Genomic DNA, 1271 nt, shown 5'->3' on the forward strand with positions numbered 1-1271 from the left:
GCATGTACAATAGGCATGTACAATAGGAAGTTCGTGTTTCATGAAAAAGCTCCTTTTCCTTTAAAATAATTACACAAAAAGACCGACCTGCAATCTGCARATCGGTCAAGTGCCTGGCAACGTCCTATCCTCRCAGGGGGAARCCCCCAACTACYWTCGGCGYTSAAGTGCTTAACTKCCGTGTTCGGAATGGGAACGGGTGTGACCWCTTSGCTATCGTCACCAGACGACGGGCTCGCGCCCTCAAAACTGAAGTCATCAACAAGCATCTGCTAGAACAAGGCCTCGACCGATTAGTATCACTCAGCTCCACATGTCGCCATGCTTCCACCCGTGACCTATCTACCTCATCGTCTCTGAGGGGTCTTTCTTGATTACTCAAAGGGAAATCTCATCTTGGAGGGGGCTTCATGCTTAGATGCTTTCAGCATTTATCCCGTCCGCACGTAGCTACCCAGCKATGCYYYTGGCRRRACAACTGGTACACCAGCGGTGCGTCCATCCCGGTCCTCTCGTACTAAGGACAGCTCTCCTCAAATTTCCTGCGCCCACGACGGATAGGGACCGAACTGTCTCACGACGTTCTGAACCCAGCTCGCGTACCGCTTTAATGGGCGAACAGCCCAACCCTTGGGACCTACTCCAGCCCCAGGATGCGATGAGCCGACATCGAGGTGCCAAACCTCCCCGTCGATGTGGACTCTTGGGGGAGATCAGCCTGTTATCCCCAGGGTAGCTTTTATCCGTTGAGCGATGGCCCTTCCATGCGGAACCACCGGATCACTAAGCCCGACTTTCGTCCCTGCTCGACTTGTAGGTCTCGCAGTCAAGCTCCCTTCTGCCTTTGCGCTCTACGAATGATTTCCAACCATTCTGAGGGAACCTTTGGGCGCCTCCGTTACTCTTTAGGAGGCGACCGCCCCAGTCAAACTACCCGCCTGACACGGTCCTCCAGCCGGATCACGGCTGCGAGTTAGAGACTCTATGCATGAAGGGCGGTATCCCAAGGGTGACTCCTCCGAAGCTGGCGCTCCGGGCTCGACGTCTCCCGCCTATCCTGTACATCATGCACAAAGCCTCAATATCAGGCTGTAGTAAAGCTCCATGGGGTCTTTCCGTCCTGTCGCGGGTAACCTGCATCTTCACAGGTACTATGATTTCACCGGGTCTCTCGTTGAGACAGTGCCCAAATCGTTACGCCTTTCGTGCGGGTCGGAACTTACCCGACAAGGAATTTCGCTACCTTAGGACCGTTATAGTTACGGCCGCCG

The 1271-nt window shown here is 54.4% G+C and carries 2 rRNA genes; both read right to left on the minus strand.

Annotated elements, in window-relative coordinates:
• Window positions 1-111: 111 nt before the first annotated feature.
• Window positions 112-227: ribosomal RNA gene (gene rrf, locus ASF71_RS22195) — 5S ribosomal RNA — on the minus strand.
• A 46-nt stretch (window positions 228-273) separates the two neighbouring features.
• A 23S ribosomal RNA gene (locus ASF71_RS22200) occupies window positions 274-1271 on the minus strand; the annotation flags it as partial.

Origin of the sequence: Deinococcus sp. Leaf326 (assembly GCF_001424185.1) — a bacterium.
In the GTDB taxonomy this organism is placed as follows: domain Bacteria; phylum Deinococcota; class Deinococci; order Deinococcales; family Deinococcaceae; genus Deinococcus.